The 22,143-nt window shown below is 62.7% G+C and carries 23 protein-coding genes; 13 read left to right on the top strand and 10 right to left on the bottom strand.

What is annotated here, in order from left to right:
• Positions 1 to 163: 163 nt before the first annotated feature.
• The 10 genes from V473_RS19175 to V473_RS19130 form a co-directional block, all read right to left on the bottom strand.
• Positions 164 to 715 carry a YgjV family protein gene (locus V473_RS19175; RefSeq protein ID WP_232016452.1) on the bottom strand — a complete coding sequence of 184 codons (552 nt, stop codon included), beginning with the start codon at positions 713 to 715 and terminating at the stop codon, positions 164 to 166.
• A 116-nt stretch (positions 716 to 831) separates the two neighbouring features.
• Positions 832 to 1,239, bottom strand: coding sequence for a copper-binding protein (locus V473_RS19170; RefSeq protein ID WP_066608853.1), 408 nt, complete (start codon positions 1,237 to 1,239; stop codon positions 832 to 834).
• Positions 1,236 to 4,379, bottom strand: a complete 3,144-nt coding sequence (locus tag V473_RS19165; RefSeq protein ID WP_066608849.1) for an efflux RND transporter permease subunit — start codon at positions 4,377 to 4,379, stop codon at positions 1,236 to 1,238. The genes V473_RS19170 and V473_RS19165 overlap by 4 nt, the downstream gene beginning before the upstream one ends.
• Positions 4,376 to 5,863, bottom strand: a complete 1,488-nt coding sequence (locus tag V473_RS19160) for an efflux RND transporter periplasmic adaptor subunit (protein WP_066608847.1) — start codon at positions 5,861 to 5,863, stop codon at positions 4,376 to 4,378. The genes V473_RS19165 and V473_RS19160 overlap by 4 nt, the downstream gene beginning before the upstream one ends.
• On the bottom strand, positions 5,860 to 7,089 hold the full coding sequence (locus tag V473_RS19155) for a TolC family protein (RefSeq protein ID WP_066608845.1): 1,230 nt from the start codon (positions 7,087 to 7,089) through the stop codon (positions 5,860 to 5,862). Before V473_RS19155 ends, V473_RS19160 begins: the two co-directional genes overlap by 4 nt.
• Before the next feature lie 128 nt (positions 7,090 to 7,217).
• Positions 7,218 to 7,499, bottom strand: a complete 282-nt coding sequence (locus tag V473_RS19150) for a hypothetical protein (RefSeq protein WP_024018517.1) — start codon at positions 7,497 to 7,499, stop codon at positions 7,218 to 7,220.
• Between the two features lie 103 nt (positions 7,500 to 7,602).
• Positions 7,603 to 7,962: a hypothetical protein gene (locus tag V473_RS19145; protein ID WP_024018516.1), complete on the bottom strand. Its 360-nt coding sequence runs from the start codon at positions 7,960 to 7,962 to the stop codon at positions 7,603 to 7,605.
• A 43-nt stretch (positions 7,963 to 8,005) separates the two neighbouring features.
• Complete coding sequence (locus tag V473_RS19140; protein WP_031308719.1) at positions 8,006 to 8,452, bottom strand: DUF411 domain-containing protein; 447 nt, start codon at positions 8,450 to 8,452, stop codon at positions 8,006 to 8,008.
• Positions 8,453 to 8,780: 328 nt separating this feature from the next.
• The gene (locus V473_RS19135; RefSeq protein WP_024018514.1) at positions 8,781 to 11,465 is read right to left on the bottom strand and encodes an NAD-dependent epimerase/dehydratase family protein; all 2,685 of its coding nucleotides are present in this window, start codon (positions 11,463 to 11,465) and stop codon (positions 8,781 to 8,783) included.
• Between the two features lie 127 nt (positions 11,466 to 11,592).
• Positions 11,593 to 12,183: a DUF305 domain-containing protein gene (locus tag V473_RS19130; RefSeq protein WP_024018513.1), complete on the bottom strand. Its 591-nt coding sequence runs from the start codon at positions 12,181 to 12,183 to the stop codon at positions 11,593 to 11,595.
• A 612-nt stretch (positions 12,184 to 12,795) separates the two neighbouring features.
• Here V473_RS19130 and V473_RS19125 point away from each other — a divergent pair.
• From V473_RS19125 to V473_RS19065, 13 genes are all read left to right on the top strand, one after another.
• On the top strand, positions 12,796 to 13,155 hold the full coding sequence (locus V473_RS19125) for a hypothetical protein (RefSeq protein ID WP_024018512.1): 360 nt from the start codon (positions 12,796 to 12,798) through the stop codon (positions 13,153 to 13,155).
• Positions 13,156 to 13,290: 135 nt separating this feature from the next.
• The gene (locus tag V473_RS19120) at positions 13,291 to 13,653 is read left to right on the top strand and encodes a hypothetical protein (protein ID WP_024018511.1); all 363 of its coding nucleotides are present in this window, start codon (positions 13,291 to 13,293) and stop codon (positions 13,651 to 13,653) included.
• Between the two features lie 174 nt (positions 13,654 to 13,827).
• Positions 13,828 to 14,307, top strand: a complete 480-nt coding sequence (locus V473_RS23110; RefSeq protein WP_082679233.1) for a MerR family transcriptional regulator — start codon at positions 13,828 to 13,830, stop codon at positions 14,305 to 14,307.
• A 2-nt stretch (positions 14,308 to 14,309) separates the two neighbouring features.
• Entirely contained in the window at positions 14,310 to 14,525 is a 216-nt protein-coding gene (locus tag V473_RS19110) for a hypothetical protein (RefSeq protein WP_024018509.1), read from the top strand.
• An 86-nt stretch (positions 14,526 to 14,611) separates the two neighbouring features.
• Positions 14,612 to 14,950, top strand: coding sequence for a hypothetical protein (locus tag V473_RS19105; protein WP_024018508.1), 339 nt, complete (start codon positions 14,612 to 14,614; stop codon positions 14,948 to 14,950).
• A 102-nt stretch (positions 14,951 to 15,052) separates the two neighbouring features.
• Entirely contained in the window at positions 15,053 to 15,517 is a 465-nt protein-coding gene (locus V473_RS19100) for a heavy metal-responsive transcriptional regulator (protein ID WP_024018507.1), read from the top strand.
• Complete coding sequence (locus tag V473_RS19095) at positions 15,514 to 15,978, top strand: hypothetical protein (RefSeq protein WP_031308715.1); 465 nt, start codon at positions 15,514 to 15,516, stop codon at positions 15,976 to 15,978. Before V473_RS19100 ends, V473_RS19095 begins: the two co-directional genes overlap by 4 nt.
• Entirely contained in the window at positions 15,978 to 16,349 is a 372-nt protein-coding gene (locus V473_RS19090) for a DUF1622 domain-containing protein (RefSeq protein WP_024018505.1), read from the top strand. The genes V473_RS19095 and V473_RS19090 overlap by 1 nt, the downstream gene beginning before the upstream one ends.
• A gap of 140 nt (positions 16,350 to 16,489) precedes the next feature.
• Complete coding sequence (locus V473_RS19085; RefSeq protein ID WP_024018504.1) at positions 16,490 to 16,870, top strand: hypothetical protein; 381 nt, start codon at positions 16,490 to 16,492, stop codon at positions 16,868 to 16,870.
• Positions 16,871 to 16,882: 12 nt separating this feature from the next.
• On the top strand, positions 16,883 to 18,862 hold the full coding sequence (locus V473_RS19080) for an FAD-binding oxidoreductase (protein WP_024018503.1): 1,980 nt from the start codon (positions 16,883 to 16,885) through the stop codon (positions 18,860 to 18,862).
• 1 nt (position 18,863) lies between these two features.
• Positions 18,864 to 19,547 (top strand): iron reductase, encoded by a 684-nt coding sequence (locus V473_RS19075; RefSeq protein WP_024018502.1) that lies wholly within the window; start codon positions 18,864 to 18,866, stop codon positions 19,545 to 19,547.
• Entirely contained in the window at positions 19,544 to 20,239 is a 696-nt protein-coding gene (locus tag V473_RS19070) for a cytochrome c3 family protein (protein ID WP_066608844.1), read from the top strand. The genes V473_RS19075 and V473_RS19070 overlap by 4 nt, the downstream gene beginning before the upstream one ends.
• Positions 20,240 to 20,477: 238 nt before the next feature.
• Positions 20,478 to 21,803, top strand: a complete 1,326-nt coding sequence (locus V473_RS19065; protein ID WP_226949255.1) for an NRAMP family divalent metal transporter — start codon at positions 20,478 to 20,480, stop codon at positions 21,801 to 21,803.
• Positions 21,804 to 22,143: the final 340 nt, after the last annotated feature.

Genomic DNA, 22,143 nt, shown 5'->3' with positions numbered 1-22,143 from the left:
CACACCGCCGAGTCTTGCCCGAATTCGGCGCCTTCAGCGCGTTACCCATGCGCAACCGTCAACCACTTTGATTCGGAAGCCCGCCGTGTACAGTCAGATCTGAAGGGCCTTTCAGATGGTTGTGGTTAGGTCATGATCCCACATAGGAAAAAGACCCGAGCGCTTAATAGCCTATGGCCGCTCTAGTGGCAGCGTCATGAAAGGCTGATTCGCGCCAACGTCTCACCGCAAACTTCAACAAATTCCCAAAGTTCGAGAGCAAAGAAACAACGTCGGTGCCCAAGGCGAAAAGGGCTCCAACGATCAAATTATGGGCGAGCCAAAATGGAGCCCCCACGAGGAACAGACCCTTCATACGCGTCGTCGATGTCTGCAAGCGGGCTAGACTACCCAGCGAACTGCCGGTCAACGCCAGCGCGGATGGTATTCCGTGCCATGTTATGACCGATAGGAAGGACAACACAATGAGGCTGGCCCCATAGAGTCGCACGACGACATAGCGGTCACGCACTGACGCTGAGACGAGGAGTTGCGCGCAAGAAATGAGGCATGCCACCGCCGCAGTGGGCGATCCCAACATTAGAAAATATGTCGCAAACGCAGCAGCGCCCGCGCTCTGAATTTTTACGACCGTCTTGTAGTCGCTGAAGAACGGCCAGATAATGACACACAGAAGCGCCACGCAACCGAAGGCGGTGGCAATCACGACTGCCACCGCTCGGTTCTTCCAATCTTGATCTGCGTTTCGCGCCCAGCTCGTTCTTTTTTCATCACTGAAGCGTGAAGGAACGAGGTTAATTAGCCTTTAATGGGCCTTATAAAATCCCCTGCTTAAGGCTTCTTTTGGATCGCTGTTACCTCACCGGCGCTGCCCACAAGCGTGACATCAAAATCGACCTTGTCGCCCACCTTCGCCGCGTCGGATATCGCAGGCGCGGCCTTGAACGCCATGGTCATTGCCGGCCAGTTGGCTTCCGGGATCGGGCCATGGTCGAGCGTGATCGTGCCAGCGGTCTTGTCGATCGCGGTGACCGTGCCATGACCCTTGGCCATGATCGGCGCAGTGGCAGCTGGTGCCATCGCCATATTGCCCATGTCACCGCTCATGGCGGCGGCGGGCGCCGCCTGGTTGGTCTCGGCCGCAACCGGCGTTTCCGCTTTCTTACCGCACGCAGCGGTCAAGGCGGCGAGGCCGAGGGCAATAGTCAGTCGTGCATGCTTCATGGTCTTCTCCTTCATGAAATAAGAGGTTGAGGTGTGGGCTTGCTCTTCGGCCGCCGGAGCAGAAGATAGGCCGCAGGAAGTACGAACATGGACAGGAGCGGCGCGGTGAGCATGCCGCCGATCATCGGCGCGGCGATCCGGCTCATCACTTCCGAGCCCGCGCCAGATCCCAATAGGATCGGCAGCAGGCCGGCGAGGATAACCGCGACCGTCATCGCCTTAGGCCGGACGCGGAGCAGCGCACCTTCGCGCACCGCAGCCTCGACCTGAGTAGCATCGGGACCGGCGCCGCGTTCTTCCAGTGCGTTCTTGAGGTAGATCAGCATCACCACGCCGAACTCGGCCGAAACGCCGGCGAGCGCGATAAACCCGACGCCGGTCGCGACCGATTGGTTGAAACCTAGCAAATAGAGAATCCAGATGCCCCCTGTGAGCGCGAACGGCAGCGTGCCCATGATCAGCGCGGCTTCATCGAACCGGCCGAAGATCATGTAGAGCAGCACAAAGATGATCAGCAGCGTTGCAGGCACAACCAGCTTCAGCTTGTCGACCGCACGCTCGAGATATTCGAACTGGCCGGAATAGGCGATGCTGACGCCCGGCGAGAGCTTGACCTGCTTCGCCACCGCGCGCTGGAGATCGCCGACGACGGAGGCGAGATCGCGCCCGCGAACATCGACATAGACCCAGGTGGAGGGGCGCGCATTTTCGGTCTTGAGCATCGGCGGCCCTTCAGCGATCGATATGTTCGCGACCGTGCCGAGCGTGATCTGCTGCCCCGATGGCGTCAGGACCGGGAGCGTGCGGAGGCCTTCCAGGCTGTCGCGCACCTCGCGCGGGTAGCGCACGCTGATCGGGTAGCGGGCTAGGCCTTCGACCGTTTCGCCAATCGTCTCGCCCCCGATCGCACCCGAAACGATCGCCTGCACATCGGTGATGTTGAGCCCGAACCTGGCGGCGGCAGCGCGATCGATGTCGACATCGACATAGCGCCCACCGGTCAGCCGCTCGGCCAGCGCCGAACTGACGCCGGGCACGGTCTTCGCCACCGTCTCGACATCATGGGCGATCCGGTCGAGCTGGACGAGATCGGACCCCGACACCTTGACCCCGATCGGGCTCTTGATGCCGGTCGCCAGCATATCGATGCGGTTGCGGATTGGCGGAACCCAGACATTGGCGAGGCCGGGGAGTTTCACCGTACGATCCAGTTCTTCAACAAGCTTGTCGGGTGTCATCCCCGCCCGCCATTGGTCGCGGGGTTTGAACTGAATGGTCGTCTCGAACATCTCCAGCGGCGCCGGATCGGTGGCGGTCTCGGCGCGTCCGGCTTTGCCGAATACGCTCTCGACTTCGGGCACGGTCTTGATCAACCGGTCGGTCTGCTGGAGCAGTTGCGACGCTTTCGCCGCCGACAACCCGGGCAGTGCTGACGGCATGTAAAGCAGGTCGCCTTCGTCCATATTGGGCATGAACTCACCGCCGAGGTGGGTGAGCGGCCAGGCCGTGGTCGCGAACACCAGAGCCGCGATAAGCAGTACCGTCTTGGGCCGCCGCATCGTCCAGTCGATTGCGGGCCGGTAGATGTTGGTGAGCCAGCGGTTGACCGGGTTGGATTGCTCGGGCGGGATCTTCCCGCGGATCAGCAGACCCATCAGGATCGGCACCAAGGTCACCGATAGGATCGCCGCCGACGCCATCGCGTAGGTCTTGGTGAAAGCGAGCGGCGCGAACAGCCGCCCTTCCTGTCCTTCGAGTGTAAACACGGGAATGAAGGAGAGCGTGATGATCAGCAGGCTGAAGAACAGGGCGGGGCCAACCTCTGCGGCGGCTTCGGTGATGACAATCCAGCGCATCTCGCCCTCGAGATGCTTGCCCGGATGATCCTGTTCCCAGTGCTCGATCTTCTTGTGGGCATTCTCGATCATGACGACGGCCGCATCGACCATCGCGCCGATCGCGATGGCGATGCCGCCCAAGGACATGATGTTGGCATTCACCCCCTGGAAGCGCATCACGACGAACGCCGCCAGCACCCCCAGCGGAAGAGTGAGGATCGCGACCAGCGCTGAACGGACGTGCCAGAGGAACAGGCCGCAGACGATGGCGACGACGATGAACTCTTCGACCAGCTTGTGGGTGAGATTCTCGACTGCGCGATCAATGAGCTGCGAACGATCGTAGACCGTCACCACCTCGACGCCGGGTGGCAGGCTCTTTTTCAGTTCGGTGAGCTTGTCCTTGACTCCGGCGATCGTTTCGCGCGCGTTCTTGCCCGAACGCAGGATCACCACGCCACCGGCGACCTCGCCTTCGCCGTTCAGCTCGGCGATGCCGCGTCGCATCTCCGGGCCGATCTGGATGGTGGCGACATCGCCCAACCGCACGGGCACGCCACCGGCGCCGGTCCTGAGCGGAATCGCCCGGAAATCGTCGAGCGTCTTCAGATAGCCCGAGGCGCGAACCATATATTCGGCTTCGGCCATCTCCAGCACCGAGCCGCCCGCTTCCTGATTGGCTTGGCTGATCGCCTGGACCGCTTGCTGATGGGTGATCCCATAAGCGGCCAGCTTCACCGGATCGAGCAGCACCTGATACTGCTTGACCATGCCGCCCATGCTGGCCACCTCAGCGACGCCGGTCACGGTCTTCAGCTCGTAGCGCAGGAACCAGTCCTGAATCCCACGGAGCTGCGACAGGTCGTGGCGGCCGGTGCGGTCGACCAGCGCATATTCATAGACCCAGCCAACCCCGGTGGCGTCCGGTCCGAGCGCGCTGCGGGCGCTTGCCGGCAGCCGTCCCTGCACCTGATTGAGATATTCGAGCACCCGGCTGCGCGCCCAATAAAGGTCGGTGCCGTCTTCGAAGATCACATAGACGAGGCTATCGCCGAAGAAGGAATAGCCGCGCACCGTCTTCGCGCCGGGAACCGACAGCATGGTGGTGGTCAGCGGATAGGTGACCTGGTTCTCGACGATCTGCGGCGCCTGTCCCGGATAGCTGGTGCGGATGATGACTTGGGTATCGGAGAGATCGGGCAGCGCATCGATCGGGGTCGAACGCACCGCCCACAGCCCCGCCCCGACCAGCGCAAGCATGCCGATCAGGACGAAGAACCGGTTACGGACCGACCAGCGGATGAGATGGGCGATCACTGGCCCGCGACCTTCGCCATGCGCCGCACAGTGGCTCCGGCGGAAGGTTGATCGAATCCAAAACGGACCCGATCGCCGGTCTTGAGGCCGCGCGCGATCTTAGGATCGGGTAGCTGGAAGGTCATCGTCATCGCCGGCCAACCGATCGCAGGCACCGGCTCATGGCTGAGCGTCACCGAATTGGCGGTGATCTGCTCGATCTTTCCAACGGTCTCGTAGAGTCTGCCAGTAGCAGCGGGTTTGGCGGCTATAGGCGCGCCACCCCCGATCGGCCGCGCCTGGACTCCGGACAGGCTCGCCTCGGAGTCTATCAGGAACTGGCCCGACGCGACGATCTTCTCACCCTCGCCCAGGCCCGCCAGGATCTCAGTCTGGCCCCCGGATTCCCGCCCGGTCTGGACCTCGGCCGGCCGATAGCGGCCCTTGTCGAGCGCGAGCATCACCAATGTCCGCTTGCCGGTACGGATCAGCGCTTCGGAGGGCACCAGCAGCGCCGGTTGCGTGGCTCCGCCAAACGACACGGTTGCGAACATGCCGGGACGCAGGCGTCCGCTGCGGTTGGGCAACTCGATCCGCACGGTCAGCGTCCGGCTGTCGGCTTGCGTCTGCGGCAGGATCGCTGAAACGCGGCCCGACAAGATCTCGCCGGGAAATGCCGCGAGCGTCGCCCGCACGGTTTGCCCGGGTTTGAGCGGTCCGGCGATCGCCTCGGGCACGGCGGCATTGAGCCAGACAGTGCCGAGACCATTCACCTCTGCGAGCGTCTGTCCTGCCGTCAGTGTCATGCCGGCTCGCACGTCCAATGTTTTGACAACGCCGCCGATCGGCGTGGAGATCGTGATGACATTGTGCGGACGGCCGCCGCGCTCGACCGACGCGATGGTGCCAGACGGCATGCCAAGCAGCATGAGTCGCTGGCGGGCCGCCTGGGTCAGTGCTGCGTTGCCGGTGCGGCGCACCGCGAGAAACTCGGCCTGCGCCCCGCCCCACTCCGGCACCAGGATATCGGCGAGCGGCGCCCCCGCGCCGACCACGTCACCCGGCGCGCGACCATAGACTCGCTGCACGAAGCCCCCGGCACGTGCCTGGACGATCGCGACATCGCGCTGGTTGAAGTCGATTGTACCGGTCGCGGTGAGGCTGCTAGCCAGCTCGCCGCGTTGCACCGTGGCGATCCGCAGACCGAGCGCCTGCGAGGCGGAAGCGTCGACCGAAATGCCCGGCACCTGCGCGCTTGCTCCGCCCTCGTCCGCATAACGAGGGATCGTCTGCATACCCATGGATGAGAGACCCGGACCCTCATGGTGCTCGGCCGGTATCATCGGATCGTACCAATAAAGAATCTTGCGCGCTGCCGGCTTTACGGCCCCACCATCTTTTGTGCCCTGGAAGCCCGCTAGAGCGAACCCGAGACCGCCGGCAGCAAGCGCAAGAGCAGCAGCTGCGCCAAAGAGCCACCCGCGGGCTATCATAACCTGGCTCATCGATTTGCGCTCCGGTAGGTGAGTGTCAGCCGCGCACCGTCCGCGGTGACCAGGGCTTCACGATCAAGAGTCGTGATGGTGGCATCGGCCAGCGCGGCATAGGCGTCGGCGATATCGACGAGACTGGCACGACCAGCCGCATAACTGGCGGTTTCCAATTTCACGCGCTGCTCAGCGAGCGGTTGCAGTGTGCTCTGCGCACGCATCCATTGCTCATGGTGCATGACATGGTCGGCGATATCCGCATCAAGGTCGGCGGCGAGCGCGCGCCGCGAGGCCTCGCGTTCAGCCATCACTCGTCCGGCATTTGCCTGGGCTGCCGCGATCCCGGCATTCTGGCGACTGCGCGTGAAGAACGGCAGGCTGACCGTCACACCGGCCGAGACATAGTCGCCGAACCGGGGATCGCGGCGCTGGTAGGCCAGGTTGACACCAAAATCGGAACGCCGGCCGGCATTGGCTACGCGCACATCGGCATCCGCCTGCCCGGCCTGGGCATCGATCATCTGGATGGTGGGGTGGCGGTCGAGTCCTGCGCGCAGACCCGCTGCGTCGACCGCAAAATCGGGGATCGGTCCGGCGATCTCCGGCGCGGGGTCTCCGGTCCACCGGGTTAGCGTCGCGCGTGCCCGCGCCACGTTCGAGACCAGTTCACTGCGGCGATCCTGCATCGCGGCGACGGCTTGGCGCCCTGCAAGGGTCTGCGCCGGGCGCGCGCCTCCCGATGCGACCGCACCTGGCGTCGTTCCCACCACACGCTCGAGACCGGACAGAATATCGTCGAGCACGGCGAGCCTGCGCTCGGCATAGGCCAAGTTGATCCAGGCTAGCGCGGTGCCAACCTCGACCGTGCGCGCCTGGACTGCGGTATCAGCCTCGGCCGCCTTTATGTCGCTGTCGGCGCGCGCCTGTTGCGCATGGCGCTTGGCGAGATTGGGAATGTCCTGGGACACGCCGACCCGCGCCATGCTGAAATTGTCGCGCTGCGGCTCGAACGCGAGCGGTCCCGATACCGGGAAACTGTCGATCCCAACTGCAAGCGTCGGATCAGGCAGGGCGCCGGCCGCGCCGCGCACGGAACGGGCGGCGTTGGCACCGAGCGCCTTCGCCTTGAGCGACGGCGCTTCCTGCCGGGCGCGCTGGAGGGCCGCGTCGAAGGTGAGCGGCTCGGCGAAGGCAATGCCGGGGATTGCCGCTAACAGCGGCATACACAAAAATAATCGCATGGAGATCTCCTGATCGGAGGTTCAGGCAAGCGTGGCACACCAGGCATGTCAGTGGCGGCAGGAAGGGGTATCCCGCCGCCACTGCTGGCCTAGCCGTCTATGCGACCTGAAGCGGCCAGAACCTGCTGCTAGCCAGCCGAGGCGCCGGACGGAGACATCATGCCATGCATCTCCTTCATACAATCCGCGGAGCTCATCTTCATCATGTCGCAGTCGCAGTTGGCCATCTTCGCGGTATCAGGCACCCAGACGCGCCGCTGAGCCGGTCCCGTGGCGCGCGGGCCATATTGGGGAACCGACTTCCACTCATAATGACCGGATTGTTGGCTGTGGTCGGGCTGGCCGGCGAATGCGGCGGCAGGCGCGGCAAGGGCTACGCCCAGCAGGGCGTAGAAAACACGGTTTTTCATGACTGTAATCCTTTGGCAAATCATCGTGGTAGCCGCAGATCGGACAGGATGTTTGAGTGCGCGATAGGCGCACCGATCCTGTCAGCCTGACGGCTGTGGTCGATCAGCCAAGGATAGTCGGTGGTTCAGGCTCGGGGGTCAGATCACTGCCATGCAGGGTCGACGTCGTGGTCCAGAATGCCATAGCTCCGTGAGCCACCGGCGATGCCGGGACGCGCGGCGCGTCGCGCAGAACCATCGGAACGACACAGCCCATTGATGCGACGCAGTCGAGCGTCAGCCCCTTGCAGGGCTTGCCCGAGGGCTGTTGTTTCTGAGCCATCGCATTCATGCAATCTGCGCTCATTCCCGAAATCGCCATCGGCGCGGAAACCGGGGCCGGGTTAGAGGCATAGGCCGCCGCTTGGCCCATGAGGCCAACCAAGGCTCCCAGCAGGAGGAAGAGATGCAGTACCCGTTTCACAGCCGTTACTTCTTACACCCGTCCTTATCGTAGAACAACGACATCATCGTCCGCCATGACGCGCAAAGACATGCTGTCCACCTGGACCGAAGGCGACGACATTATAGGGGTCCACGTGTTGCCCCGGGACTTCCATCCCCGGCGAGCCCATCGGCATCCCGGCAACCGCAAGTCCACGCACGCCGCGCGGCTTCTGGGCAAGGACGCGCTTCATGTCGGTAATCGGGACATGACCCTCGAATGCCATGCCGTCTACAATCGCTGTATGGCAGGATGACAGGCCCGAAGGAACGCCTTGGGTCCGCTGGAAGCTGGAGCGCTGGCGATCGTCGATGATGGTTACTTGGCGCCCGAACTGCTTACGCACCTGCGCCGCCCACTGCGCGCAGCAGCCACAGCCCGGATCGCGGTGAACCACGATAGGCGTCGCCGCCGCGCTGGCGACCGAAACCGACGCAAGGACCAACGACAATGCGACTTTGAGTTTCATATCGTCCTTCACCGCACCCATTCATCAAGGCTACCACTCTTCATAATACGCGCGACCGCCGCCTACCCCTCAAAAAGTGGCAGACGGTCGCAAGATTACCGTAGCGATCACGAACCGACATTCGTCGATGGGCAATCCAGGGTCGTTGCAGACCTCTCGCACTCGCGTCGATTTATGCAGTCGAAAAGCATTATTGCACCCGAGCAGGCCGCATTTCACATCTCAGCGACCCGGTCGCACGGCCGTAAGTTGACCGTTCGGAGTCCCGCATTCCCAACAGACGTGACGTATCTTTTCCTGTTCAATTCCACGTCGAGCAGAGCGACCCTCAGATCACATATTTGTCCCAGCTCGCATAATGTTCAGCGCTGCGCTTGCCGCGCGGAAGGCTGAGACCGACGAGGGCGAGCCCTATGATCACCGAAACGATCGTTCCCAGGTGGCCGGCCCCCGTCAGCAGGAAAGGGGCAGCAACCAGCCAGGCGCCGAGCGCGCCATTGATGAAGCGCACGGCGCGGGCAACTTCGGCGGTGGCGATGATCGCGACGGTGATGACCAGGGCACCAATGACATGGTCGCTGTTCGCCATGGCGCCCTCATTGCCCAGTGTCACCCGCGTGAGCATGAGGAATGCGCCGAGCGCGATACTGACCGCCAGCGTCCACGGCAGGGTCAGCCCCCGCTTTGCATCGGCCCAAAATGCGGCAGGCGACGACATCAGGTCGGAGGCGTCCTCACTGCCGGCCTCGCTCGCGTCGCCCTGGAAGAAGGTGCGAATCAGCGGCTTGCCGCGGCATTTCGCCCACACAAGGAACTGACCCATGGCGATGACCTCGTCGAGCGCGAAAGGGATCATGATCAGCATGGCGAGGGCGGCGATCAGCGCCAGCGTGCTCCAGGTGCCAATGACGATGGGCTGGCTGATGATGAAATAGATGCTGACCACGCCGAGTGGAATGACCAGGATGCCGAAGAAGGTCACCATCCACGGCATCGTGCGCCAGCGGTCGCGGGTGCCCATCACCGCCATCAGGATCTCGAGCACGTAGCTGATGGTGCCGAGACCGCCGTCGGGAATCGGCCACGCCTTTGACATGTTAGACGTGATGATCTCCTCGGTACCATTGCGCGGATCGCTCAACGAGCCGACAAAGAAGGGTTCCCAGACGCTATCGATGTGGCCCAGTTGGTATGCCGTCAGGATGCGCGAGGTAAGAAGACCTATCAGACCCATCACGACGATCGGCAGCCGCTGGGCATCGGTAGACGGGGAATAGGTCCAGCCGGGTGGGATGTTCTTGGGGTCCATCATCCCTGCCATGCTCATACCCGGCATCATCGGCACGAGCACCGACAGCGCGATCACAGCCGAGCCGATGAGCAAATCGTTGTTGTACTGCGCCGCGCTCGGGCTCCAAAAGATCAACGGCGCGAACAGCAGCCAGATCCCAACGAATGCGACCGCCCACTGAGCCCACGTCTTGGTGCGTGGTACAAGCGACAGCGCACCGAACAGCGCGATGGCAAGCCCGCTGACAAGATCGCTTACGGCCAGCGCGCTTGCACGCCACTCGATCGACGGCAGACCGCGATCGACCGTTACGAACCGCGCCGCCTCACCGACGCGCTGCGCGGTCATGGAGTCGTAGATGAGCGGGCTCGAGGCGAGCCACAGACCGAGGCCGATGTTGGCGTAGAGCGCCCAGCGCGCACGGCGCTCGTCGCGGTCCATCATGGCCATGTGATCGCCATGTGCACCGTGGCTGGACATCGCCATGTCCCCAGCCCCGTGCCCCACAGCGGCATGATCCATGTTGCCATGGTCCTTAGCTCCGTGCTCCATGCCGGGCATCGCGCCGGCTGCCGCTTCAGGCGGGTTATGGTCCAGCTCGGCCGGCTTCGGATCGGACTTGTCGTTCCAGGCGACGAGGTTTTCGTTGAGCTTGTTGTTCCGGTACCAGGCGCGCGGGTGGCGCTTCAACGCCGCAACGATCGTCGGAAGCGTTTCGCGAAGACTGTGCTTCGGCTCCCATCCAAGTAGCGACCGTGCGCGCGAGATATCGAGAATGTAGTGGTCGTTGCTGCTGTCGATCATCCAGGGCTGGATGAAATCGTCGTCGCCGAGTGCCTCGTTCTGAAGAACGATACCAGCCTTCGCGAGCGGCTGCGGGATGCGGATCGTCTTCCAGCCCTCGCCGTGGAGCGCCTCGCCGACGATGTCCTGGATTTCGGCGTAGCCGGGGGCATCGGGTTCGCCGATGAGCAGGGGCAGTTCAGACGGAAGATCGTGCCGCCGATCGACCAGGCGCACCACGGCTTCCGCCAGGTCATCGCGGTGCACCGATGATTGCGCCGCGCACAGCATGCCAGGATAGAAATGCGAGATCAGGCGGTGCTCGTAGATCTGCGATATCTGCTGTGCGAGGAACGCTGAGCGTCCCTCGTCGGCATAGACTCCTGCGGGTCGCAGGTAGACGACGGGTATCCGTCCGTGACGCTCGTGCAGCAGCGCCTCTGTGTCGACTTTGGACTGCGGGTACGCCCAGGAGGCACCGATCGGCGATTCCTCGTTGATGCGCTCCTGCGGAGTGGCGGTCGGTTTATGGACCAGCATCGTGCTGGCGAAGACGAATTGCTCGACATCGAACGACTGGAGTCCGTCGATCAGCCGCCGTGTCCCTTGGACGGTTACCTTGTCGTAGAGCGGATTGGGATCGCCAGAAATGTCATAATACGCGGCGAGATGAATGACGGAAGCAATGCGGTTGCCGTATCGCGCGCGAACCTCCTCGAGCGCAGCGTGAACCGCTTCATCCGAGCCGACATCAATGTCGATAGCGGCGGCGGGCGGTGGTGGCTCGGGCGGACCGGCGCGATCGAGACCGACGACCGTGTAGCGCTCGCCGAGCCGGGCGATCAGGGCCGCGGCGATAAAACCGCTCGCTCCGGTGACGAGGACGATCTCAGAAGCGCCTTTGGCGCCACTCGGACCGCTGCGCTCGATGTCGGTCATACTTCCACCATCCTGCTTCTTTCGCGAAGAGCGTCGATCGCTGGATATTTGAGCAAGATGCGCATGACGAAGCCTTTCCGACAGTACCCGATCATGTGCCCATCCTGTTTACTTCGAAGAACACACCTCAGGAAATCGGCTTTCGTGTATCTATTCCGGTGCTTTCGTCGGTTTGCGGTGGCGGGGGCGACGCACCGCGATCGCGATAGGAGGGCAGGTCCGGAGCGCCATCCGGCGCCGGGTTAGCTTGCAGGCGCGCGATCATCTGTTTCATTTGGGCGATCTCGCGTACCTGCGCGTCGATGATGCCATCGGCCAGCTTTCGAACCTCGGGGTCCTTGATGTGCGCGCGCTCGCTGGTCATGATCGCAATCGAGTGGTGCGGGATCATCGCCTTCATGTAGGAGACGTCGTCGACCGTTTCCTGGCTCCGCACCAGCCAAAGCGCTAAACCAAAAATGGCAGCGCTACCGAGCAGGATGCCGATATTGAGGCGGGTGTTCTTGTACATGCCCCACATGAAACTGAGCATGATCACCGCCATGACCGCGCCCATGACGAGCGCCATCCAGGTGCGCGTCTGGCTGAACTGGACATGGCTCAGCGCATAGGTGTTGAGATACATCAGCCCGAACATCACGACCGTAGACGTCGCAATCATCGCCACGAACCGGCCATAGCCCATGCCTATGCCCATGCCATTCTTCTTGTCTTCCATTGACCGACTCCGTCCTACCTCTAGGCTCCTCACCCTCCTCGGCTGCCAAGGGGGCATGCCTGCAACTCACTTCATACCCAAAGGGATCCAAGATCACCTGGAGTATGACCGGGAGGATGGACATTCAACTTTGATCATAGCCGGGTTTCCGCTGCGCCGTACCTCTGCATTGTTCAGCCAGGCTCTTGGGCGGCGACGCTTAACCGGCCAAGTTCTGAGGGCGCCCTGATGTCGACCGGCTTTGTCGCTATCAATTCCTTGAGCGGCCCGAGCAGCTATGATGATCCTGTTGCATACTGCGGGCGTGAGTGATTTGATCCTTGTACCGCCCGACGGCACCCTGGACCGCGAGAATCGCCCTAATTTACAGGCCATCGAGTACGCGTACCCCTTATCGCCAGAGCACAACCCGCTAGTAGCGGGAGCGTATCAAAAGATGCGATTAGTGCGACGACGTTTTGGCACGGGGTTTGCCCGGAGCTTTGATGGGGCTTCGTAACATTACGCATATTGAGTCGGGAGCCGGGTCCATAGTCTTGGTGGCGAAGAAAGGTTCTTCACCGCCAGTTTTCCTCGGCGGGTCTTGTAAACTCAGCCAAGGAGGCTTCCACCATGTTGCTCAAGAAGAAGATCACCATCGCGCTTGCAGGCCTCGCCGTGCTCGGCGCCGCGCCTACCTACGCCCAGGGCATCGGCCACAGCTTTTTCATGCGTGGATCGATCGTCGGCAAGGACACGACCGGAACGGTCGTTTGTGTGGGTAAGGCCGACGGCGCGACCGTAGGCCAGGTCCTCGAGGTCTACCGTGTGGAAAGCACACCTGGACCTTCGAAGACCCCCGGCGCGGGCTTCCGGCGCGTGGCCGTCGGGCACGTCAAGATCGATCACATTTTCGATGACCATTTCGCGCATGTGAGCATCGCCGACGGCACGCCGAAGGTCCACGACATCGTCGAACTCCGCAGGAAATAAGTCGGCAGCGGGGACGGCGACCGCCGTCCCCACCATCAACGCCACCTCGCTGCAGAACGAGACCGGCACGATCGCTCGCAACCAAGCGACGAACACCGGCCTGGGTGCACGAGACATGAATTGAAAGGAATCGAGATGCGCTTCAAGAAGTCAATATCGATGGCCATGGCGAGTATCGCCCTCGCCGGCGCGGTCCCCGCTCTGGCGACCGGCATCGGCCACAGCTTTTTTATGCGTGGATCGATCATCGGCAAGGACACGACCGGAACGATCGTGTGTGTCGGCAAAGCAGATGGCGCGACAGTCGGACAGGTGCTTGACGTCTATCGCGTGAAGACGCTGCCCGGCTCCGGCTACAAAGGAAGCGGCCCCGCTTATCGCCGAGACCTCATCGGCCACGTCAGGGTCGATCATATATTTGACGACCATTTTGCGCATGTGAGCGTCGCCGACGGCGCTCCCGCAGTTCACGACATCGTCGAGCTCCGCAAGAAATAAGGGCGTGCCGGGGAGGGGCTTGCCGCTCCCCATGATGCCTGATGGCGGCCGCAAGCGACGAAAAGTCGCGCGGCCTTTGAGCGGACAGGAGAGCGGCGATGATCGACCGACGTCCAAATATTTCTCTTGACCCTGGACCTAGGTCCAAGCGGCACTGTGCCTCCGAGACTTGCCATGTCACGGCTTAGAATCGGTGAGCTGGCCGAGGCTGCCGGCGTTCGAAAGGACACCATACGTTATTATGAGCGCACCGGCCTGCTCCCCGCTCCGCAACGGACCAGTGCAGGATACCGCGTCTATCATCCTGCAGACGTCGAACGCATCAAGTTCGTTCGCGCTGCACAGGGGCTCGGTTACACCCTCACCGAAACGCACGCGCTCCTGCTGGTGCGGGCCGGAGACGCCCTCGCCGGGTCGGATATCCTCGCCGTCACGCGGGTCAAACTGCGCGAAGCACTGGTCAGGGTGGAACAGCTCAAGCTTATCGAAACAGGCCTTGAGCAGCTGGGTGAAGCGCCCTCGCACGAAGCCGAAAGCGACCCTTGCCCGATCCTCTTTCTGGTTCGGGACGGGCGGCTGTCTCAATTGGCCGCAGATCAGCCAGAACAAATGTCCGTGGGAGAGGACCACACCACCTGCACAGGGAAGGACTGAACATGAAATACTCTATCTCGCTGGGATTGCTACCACTGGCGCTGCTCGGCGCTTGCGCGACCCTTCCGCCGACTAGCGCGCAGATCGCGAGCTGCAAGGCCATGGAAGACAATATGGGTCTCGCGACGCCCCATGATCACAACGAGATGAAGGGACAGGGGCGCAACCCGATGAATCTCTCGCACGATCGCTGCCTGCAGATTCTCAAGCAGCAATGACACCCTGATCTGTCGGTCGAGCACGCTTATCAAGCTCGTCCGACGGGATTTGCGTTCGACCGCTCACTCTCATTCGGAGACACATCATGAAGACTCACCTCACGAATACGTCCGGGAAGATCGTCTCGGGGCTCACAGCCCTTGCGCTTCTCGGAACGCTTGCTGCGTGCGGCAAGAAGACGGACGGCACGCAAAACCAGGCTGCCTCCAATGCCTCTGCAAGCGCGCCCGGCGCTCTTGAAAACGACACCGCCGCCGCCACGGACTCTGTCGGGACCGACAACACGGCGGCCGATATGGATGAGCGCCACCGTCAGGATATGGACCACAGCGACATGCGCCGGGGTGGGCCGATGATGCCCAATGGCGCCCCGCCTACGAGCACGCCCGACAACAGTCAGTCCGCCCCGATGAAGGATATGTAAGCCGAGCAGGCTGAAAACCCCGGCACTGCCCGACCTGAGCAAGACCAATTCGAAGGAATAATGCCGCGACCTTTCGAATGGTCGCGGCAACGGAGACGCGCCATGACATATTTCACGATCGGAAAGCTGTCGCGTGCGCTCGGCATCCGTCCCGATACCATCCGCTATTACGAGCGCAACGGTCTGCTTCCTCCGCCCGCCCGGTCTTCTGCCGGTTACCGCACCTATGGCGACGCCGATCTCGAGCGCGTGCGGTTCATTCGCAAGGGGCAGCAGCTGGGTTTCACGCTTCGCGAAATCGGAAGCCTGCTCGATTTGCGCGCGTCCGACACCGCGACAACCGCCGATGTCCTGGCCATCACCGAGAGCAAGATAAATGAAGCGACCACCCGTATCGATGATCTGACCCGCATCAAGACCGCCCTGTCCGCCCTGTCCGCCCAATGCTCGATCGACATTCCCATCGCGGATTGCCCGATCCTCGCGCATCTCGCGAGCATTCCCAGGGGAAGCCCACCTGGCGACGGCGACCCTCATGCCGCCCGCGCAGTGAAGGCGTCCATATGAGACCTGTTTTGCAGCGTTTGGGTTTACTGCTGCTTTGGGCAAGTCGGCGCCAAGCGCGCGCGCTCCTCAGCCGAGCAAGTTTAGCCTTGGCTGTTATCGCTGCGGTTGGCGGCCTGGCCCAGCCTTCTGTTGCCGAGCATCTGCCCGGTCAGCATTTGGGCTCGAAGACGGATCTCATCGGTATCTGGTCATTCGACGCCCGGTCCGGGTGCAAGACCGGTACAGCCTGGGAGTTCCGGGCGGATGGATCTTATAATGAGATCAGTTTGCCCGACCGTGCACCGCAGGCCACCGGGACGTGGTACGAACGCGGTGACATCATCTTTTATTCCCTGGCGCGGCCAGAGACAGTCGCCCCGGGGCGGCCTGACAAACGCATGGTGATCATCGAACGCGAACCCGATCGCCTCGTCGCATTGGGAGGTCGCAGAGTTCGCCACGTGATGCACAGGTGTCCGTGATGACCGAGAGCCTCATTGTGGAGGGCATCCACTGGATCACGCGTGCCATCGAAGTCACCGGGACGGCGATCATCGTCGTGGGCGCCGGTTCTTCGCTGATCAGATTCCTGCAGCAATCCCTGAAAGGTCCGATCGACCAACATGTCGTCGGCAACTTCAGGTCGAGCCTCGGTGAAGCCATTCTTCTCGGACTCGAATTCCTGGTTGCGGCCGACATCATCAACACTATCGCGATCCAGCCAACGCTTAGCAGTCTCGCGGTCCTTGCCGGCATTGTGCTGATACGAACCTTCCTGAGTTTCTCGCTAGAGGTCGAGATCAAGGGTCGTTGGCCCTGGCAGCGGGCGACGGGAACCCCGCGCGATGATTGAGCATCGGCGCCGGCTCCGGGCGCCCGGGCGACAACGCCGGGGAAACAGGAAACTACGTATATTGGCGAAAATCGATTTGTGGTCCCTCGGGGCCGTTGCCAGCCGGATGTTCGGCCGGTCATAGCAATGGAGTATTGATCATGATCATGACGCGTTCTTCCCGCTTGCGCGCGCTCGCCCTAGGGGGTGCAATCGTGCTGTCGCCCGCCATCGCCTCGGCCCAGGGGCAAACCACCGGCCATCCGTCGACCCAGTCTGCGCCCTCCGCCAACGGGTCGATGCCGGCAGGCGGCATGGAGAAGCACGACGCGATGCCAGGCATGGCCGGCATGCCGATGCAGGACGACAAGATGCCTGCGGCCATGCCTCCGATGGCAAAGAAGGCCGGATGCTGCGGCATGAAGAAGATGCCGATGGCCAAGCACAAGGCAGCCCCGCACCGCCGCCATGCGAAACCCGCCACCGCGAAGCCGGCGCCGATGCCCGCGGACAAGCCGATGCCCATGAAGGATGACATGTAAGGAAGTCCTCAGGTGACGCGCCCTCACAACAACATCACCGGCCTCAAGCTATCGCGGGCTTTGAGGACGAGCGGTATCGCACTCGCGCTGGCGATGATCTCCGGATCACCGCCAGCGTCGGCGCAGATGGCCGAGTCAGAGCACGCGTCGCATCATCCAGCGGGCGGAGCCGCCGCGCCAGCGGCGATGCCAGCGGGCAACGTGATGGGGGCAGCAGCTCCGGCCGCGGCGAAAGCTGCCGATCCCATGGCGGCGATGATGAAAGGGATGATGGTGCCGTCGCCGGGTACCAAAATGGGCGCGGGACCGGCGGGATGCTGTGGAAACGGCGGCGCCAAACCCTTCTACCCCTCGCTGATGGACTGGCCCGTCCTGACCGATGAGGCACGACGGACGGTACGCGCCGCGGCTCTCGCCCGCCTGGGGTCGGGCGCCGAGGTCCTGACCGCGGAGCAAGCCCGGCTTCACCACGCTCTCATGTCGAACGACACGAAAGGAGCCCAGGATGCGATCAGGGGCGCCCGCGAAGGCCTCGCACTCGCGGACAGCGGAGCAGGCGCGCTCAGGGGCCTCGAAGAGGGCCGCCCTCCCCGGCAGATTGCCCTGAGCTGGTTCAAGACCCAGTCGGGTTTTGCCGTCAGCGACCAGATGGCATACGGAAACGAGCTGGCGGGCCTTTCCTGGTGGCACCTGATCGCGATGGCGCTGCTGGCGGCGGCTCTGGTTGCGGCGCTGCTACTCCGATGGGCGCGGCTGCGCCGCATCGCAAGCTTGGTGGAGCGGCTCGCACCAGGCGGGGCTACACCACCGGCCAGTCCGGCCACCTCTCCGGCCCCGGCCCCCATCGTGCCGGCGCCCGCTGCTCCTGCAGGCGCAGCTACGCCCGGCAGCGCCACGCCGGCAGCGCCGCGCCTGTGGAAAGGCGTCCTGCGGATCACCGCGATCTTCGACGAGACCCCGAGCGTCAAGACGTTCCGGCTCATGGAACCGAACCGCGGGCCGATGCCGTTCACGTTCCTGCCCGGCCAATATGCCTCGATCACCTCGGAGATCGAAGGCCAGAAGGTCCGACGATCCTACACGATCTCGTCGTCGCCCACACAGCGCGACTATATCGAGCTCACGATCAAGCGCGAACAATATGGGCTGGAATCGCGCCATCTCCATGATCATGCCGCTACGGGCGACCTTCTCGAGATTGCGGCGCCCGCGGGCCGGTTCTTCTTCACCGGCAAGGAAGCCGAGGGGATCGTCCTGATCGCCGGCGGAGTCGGCATCACACCGATGATGAGTGTGCTGCGCAGCCTGACGGACCGCTCCTATGAACACGACATCTACCTCCTCTACGGTGTCAACACGCCGACGGATCTGATCTTTCGCGAGGAATGCGACTATCTGGCGCGGCGCCACCACAAGCTTCACATCGTCTCCATCGTCGCAAAGCCCGAAGGGACCGACTGGGCCGGGCCTTCCGGTTATTTGACGGCCGATTTCATCGCCGCTTCCGTTCCCGAAATCGCCAGCAGGCGCGTTCACCTGTGCGGCCCGCCGCCGATGATGGACGCGGTGAAGGCGGCGCTTGCGCAGCTCAAGGTGCCGGCGGAGCAGGTAAAGACGGAGGAATTCGCGCCCCCCAAGGGCGGACCCGTCCTTGAAGATGAACCGGCGGAGACCGCGACCGACAGCTCGGCATCGGCCGCCCCGCAGACGCCGCCCGCCATTCCTTCCGCGCAGGCGACGATCGCTTTTTCGAAGTCCGGCAAAAGCGGTGCACTCGCACCCGATCAGTCCGTGCTCGAGGCGGCGGAGGCCATTGGCGTGGCCATCGACTATGAATGCAGGGTCGGCATCTGCGGAAGGTGCAAGGTCCCGCTGCGGCAGGGCCAAGTGACGATGGAAGTGGAAGACGCTCTCGCCGCCGACGAGAAGGCCGACGGTATCATCCTCGCCTGCCAGGCAAAATCGGTGGGCGATCTCGTGGTGGACGCTTGAGATGACCGAAACCGAGAAAGTAACGGTCGGCGCTCTCTTGACCGCTCTTGCGCTGCTGGTCCCGGCCTTCCTGCTGCATTCCGCGCCGCGGTTCCCCGGGAGCCTGGCGGGAGGCCTGTTCGGCATCGCCGCCGCCCTGCTTTTCGTGCTCCTGCTCGTCTACAGCATCGTGAAGCGGCAGGCGTGGGTCAAGCAGCGCACGCAGCGTCTCGTCTCGCTTGGCGGACTGCTCAGTTTCCATGTGTATGCCGGCGCGATCGGCGCGCTGCTCGGGATTATCCATTCAGGGCACAAGTTTCAAAGTCCGATCGGCATCGCCCTCGTGATCGCGATGCTGACAGTCGTCGTCACGGGCTTCATCGGCCGATATTATCTGGCGCAGGTCGGCCAGGAATTGCGGTTTCAGCAAAAGGAACTCAAGGTCCTGCGCGACCGCTATGACGTCCTGGCGGCCGTATCGGCCGATCTGCACGGTCAGAACATCGTTGATCCATCAGGACTGCCGCTGGACTCGCTGCTCGGCGCGATAGCCGATCTCGAATTCACGATTACCGCACGCGACGTCATCAAGGCCACGCTCGACAGGTGGATCGTCGTGCATATCGTCGCGGCGATCATCATGTACGGATTGCTGACGATGCACATCTGGAGCAGCATCTACTTCGGCCTGCGGTGGTGGCCATGAACCGGACGACCATCGTCTATCTGATCCTTGCGACGCTCGCGGTGGCCTCCGCGATCGCCGTCCCCCTCACCATCTACCGCTCGGGCAGCACCGCGCTGCCGCAATGGGCGTCGTCGGTTCGACCCGGGCCGCTATCGAACGCCCATGCATTTCTCGAAGGCAAGTGCGAGAGCTGTCACACGCCCAATCGCGGGATCAAGGCCGAAACCTGTATTGCCTGCCATGCGTCGGCGCCGGAATTGCTTATGAAGCCGGAGACCGCCTTCCACGTTAACGTCACGGAATGCGCCGGCTGCCATGTCGAACATCAGGGGAGAGACATTCGGCCGGTCCGCATGGATCATGCCGTACTCGAGAAGATCGCCCAGCGTGGCATGAACCATCCCGCGGGGCTCGACTGCCAGTCCTGTCATGCCCCCCGGGACACGCATAAGGGCTTCTTCGGCACGGACTGCGCCAGCTGCCATCTCACGAGCAGCTGGAAGATCAGCGGATTTCTCCACCCCAGCCCCAAATCAACCGAATGTTCGCAGTGCCACAAGCCGCCGCCGAGCCATAACATGATGCACTTCGAAATGATGGACAAGACGATCACCGGCGAGAAGAGCGCCCGCGTGGAGCAGTGCTTCGCGTGTCACCAGACCGACTCATTCAACAATATCAAGGGTGTCGGCATGGTGAAGGTCCATTGACCCGTCATAGGGGTGTACCGGCAACAGTCGCTACGCGCGCTTTACTCCAGCCCGAAAGAGCAATTCGAGGATTTCCCGGAGTTGGAAAGGGCGCTGCCCGACAGCTTTTCCTCGCGCCACGTCCGTTCGCGCGAAAATGCCGCTGCCCGCAGACCACATTCACGAAACCGAACTCAAGGATCCGTAACCGGCCGACCAAAGAACTGGAAAAATGGGACCAGCGTGCACGAGAACCCCGTTGGCGCGCGAGCCGGATTCCCAACAGGACGGCCCTTTGATGAAAGCTCCACGCCCAAAGGCGTCTCGCACCCGCCGATTGCGACGCATCCGCCAAATATTTGGCCCAGGATTTATTGCCGGAGCCGCCGACGACGATCCCAGCGGGATTGCAACCTATGCGCAAGCCGGCGCGGCTTATGGATATATGCTTGGCTGGACCATGCTTCTCACCTGGCCGCTTGCCGCGGCCGTGCAGGAGATCTGTGGTCGAATAGGGCGAAGTACCCGCGCCGGGCTGGCTGAAACCATTCGTCGTCGTTGTCCATCACCCGTTCTAAGGCTCGTTGTCCTCCTCCTGTTCATCGCAAATATCATCAATCTCGGGGCCGACCTGGGTGCAATGGGCTCGGCGATGTCTCTCATAGGCGGCGGTCCCCCGCACCCCTGGGTGATCGTCTTTGCGCTTGCTTCAACATTGCTCGAGACGTTTGTGGACTATCAGCGATATGCCCGGCTCTTGCGATGGATGACCCTGGCGCTCCTGGCTTATGCGGCGACGGCATTTGTGGTGCATGTATCCTGGGGCTCGGTCTTGCGCGGGCTTGTAGTACCAGCCATGCCCGGCTCGGGAGCGTGGATGCTGGTGGCGGCGATCTTTGGCACCACGATCAGCCCCTATCTTTTCTTTTGGCAGGCCTCGCAGGAAGCCGAAGAAGCGGGCCTGGCCAGCGCTGGTGATGCGGAGCCAGGGCCAGACTGGCAAGTGCGCCGTATCCGACTGGACAGCTGGCTCGGAATGCTGTTCTCGAACGTCATTGCCATCTTCATCATCGTGACGACGGCCGCAACTCTGAATGTCGCTGGAACCACCCAGATTGATACGGCTGCTCAAGCGGCCGAGGCGCTTCGACCGCTTGCAGGCGATTTTGCCTTCGCGCTTTTCGCTGTCGGAATCATCGGGACCGGCATGCTCGCCATTCCGGTGCTCGCCGGCTCTGCGGCCTATGCCGTTTCTGAAGCATTTGGTTGGCGGACCGGCCTTGCGCAAAGCGCTGGGCGGGCCAAGGCCTTCTATGGCGTAATTGCTGCCGCGGGGTTGCTGGGTGTGCTTGTGCACTTCTCCTCGATCGATCCGATGAGGGCATTGCTATGGAGTGCTGTCGTCAACGGCTTTGTTGCAGCCCCACTTATTGCCCTGGTGATATGGCTCGGCTCGGATTCCGAAGCGATGAACGGCCAGCCCATTCCTCGGCGGCTGCAACTGCTCGGTGGCGCAGCCTGTCTGGTCATGGTCGGTGTTGCCATAATGACCACAGTTTCGTGGATCGCCCCGACCGCGCGATAAATGATGATGATCCCCTGGCGATCCAGCGCTCGCACGCACAGATCAAGCTTGGCACGAGATTGACGCGTTCCGCCCTCAGCAATTTCAGCATCGTGAATCCGGCCGACGCGCGGCCTGGCTCAGGCGACGCCGGTCAGCAAGTCCTGCGCACATTACGTAACGCGACGTGTGTGTGCTTGCCATAAATCGAAGAAATGCAAGCCAATCGCCCAAGTCACCGCGCCAGCATTAACGCCGTCAGGCCGGCGCGGCCGCGCAATCCTGTGTCCAAGCTGCTCAGGCGTGGAGACAGAATATTGGCCTTGACTCTGGACGGTGGTCGAAGCCCGACAACATGGTC

The sequence above is a fragment of the Sphingobium cupriresistens LL01 genome (assembly GCF_001046645.1).
GTDB lineage: Bacteria > Pseudomonadota > Alphaproteobacteria > Sphingomonadales > Sphingomonadaceae > Sphingobium > Sphingobium cupriresistens.
This window is presented reverse-complemented; position numbering and strand designations above follow the sequence as displayed.

Bases quoted from the DNA above. Each gene is read 5' to 3' on its own strand.
- V473_RS19090 (WP_024018505.1), top strand. From the start codon at position 15,978: ATGACCGAGAGCCTCATTGTGGAGGGCATCCACTGGATCACGCGTGCC.
- V473_RS19110 (WP_024018509.1), top strand. From the start codon at position 14,310: ATGAAATACTCTATCTCGCTGGGATTGCTACCACTGGCGCTGCTCGGC.
- V473_RS19095 (WP_031308715.1), top strand. From the start codon at position 15,514: ATGAGACCTGTTTTGCAGCGTTTGGGTTTACTGCTGCTTTGGGCAAGT.
- V473_RS19085 (WP_024018504.1), top strand. From the start codon at position 16,490: ATGATCATGACGCGTTCTTCCCGCTTGCGCGCGCTCGCCCTAGGGGGT.
- V473_RS19135 (WP_024018514.1), bottom strand. From the start codon at position 11,465: ATGACCGACATCGAGCGCAGCGGTCCGAGTGGCGCCAAAGGCGCTTCT.
- V473_RS19070 (WP_066608844.1), top strand. From the start codon at position 19,544: ATGAACCGGACGACCATCGTCTATCTGATCCTTGCGACGCTCGCGGTG.
- V473_RS19140 (WP_031308719.1), bottom strand. From the start codon at position 8,452: ATGAAACTCAAAGTCGCATTGTCGTTGGTCCTTGCGTCGGTTTCGGTC.
- V473_RS23110 (WP_082679233.1), top strand. From the start codon at position 13,828: ATGTCACGGCTTAGAATCGGTGAGCTGGCCGAGGCTGCCGGCGTTCGA.
- V473_RS19075 (WP_024018502.1), top strand. From the start codon at position 18,864: ATGACCGAAACCGAGAAAGTAACGGTCGGCGCTCTCTTGACCGCTCTT.
- V473_RS19150 (WP_024018517.1), bottom strand. From the start codon at position 7,499: ATGAAAAACCGTGTTTTCTACGCCCTGCTGGGCGTAGCCCTTGCCGCG.
- V473_RS19160 (WP_066608847.1), bottom strand. From the start codon at position 5,863: ATGAGCCAGGTTATGATAGCCCGCGGGTGGCTCTTTGGCGCAGCTGCT.
- V473_RS19105 (WP_024018508.1), top strand. From the start codon at position 14,612: ATGAAGACTCACCTCACGAATACGTCCGGGAAGATCGTCTCGGGGCTC.
- V473_RS19120 (WP_024018511.1), top strand. From the start codon at position 13,291: ATGCGCTTCAAGAAGTCAATATCGATGGCCATGGCGAGTATCGCCCTC.
- V473_RS19155 (WP_066608845.1), bottom strand. From the start codon at position 7,089: ATGCGATTATTTTTGTGTATGCCGCTGTTAGCGGCAATCCCCGGCATT.
- V473_RS19170 (WP_066608853.1), bottom strand. From the start codon at position 1,239: ATGAAGGAGAAGACCATGAAGCATGCACGACTGACTATTGCCCTCGGC.
- V473_RS19130 (WP_024018513.1), bottom strand. From the start codon at position 12,183: ATGGAAGACAAGAAGAATGGCATGGGCATAGGCATGGGCTATGGCCGG.
- V473_RS19100 (WP_024018507.1), top strand. From the start codon at position 15,053: ATGACATATTTCACGATCGGAAAGCTGTCGCGTGCGCTCGGCATCCGT.
- V473_RS19125 (WP_024018512.1), top strand. From the start codon at position 12,796: ATGTTGCTCAAGAAGAAGATCACCATCGCGCTTGCAGGCCTCGCCGTG.